We start from the raw sequence: 273 nt of genomic DNA on the forward strand, positions 1-273 counted from the left end.
CATCGCTTTCTGTACCAGGGCATCTTCGGCACACCACAGGTGGATGGGCTTGCCGTTGGCACTCAGCAGCCGCTGCTGCGGGCTGAATTGATAGTCGCCGCTGCGTAGTTGCGCAATGAGTTCGGGGCGACGACTCTGCCAATGAGAACGCAGATGCCAAATATCGGCGTTGGCTGGGTAGCGACGGCGTTGCTGGCAGAGCCAGGCATAGGCTGCATCGATGGTGGCGTCATCGGCGATAGCGTCAAGCAGTGCTGACTCGAGCGGTCTATT

The 273-nt window shown here is 59.7% G+C and carries 1 pseudogene; it reads right to left on the reverse strand.

Annotation, left to right across the window (positions count from 1 at the left end):
- A pseudogene (locus A3709_RS24290) lies at positions 1-273 on the reverse strand (hypothetical protein); the annotation flags it as partial.

It is taken from the genome of Halioglobus sp. HI00S01 (genome assembly GCF_001635445.1).
Taxonomy (GTDB): domain Bacteria; phylum Pseudomonadota; class Gammaproteobacteria; order Pseudomonadales; family Halieaceae; genus Halioglobus; species Halioglobus japonicus.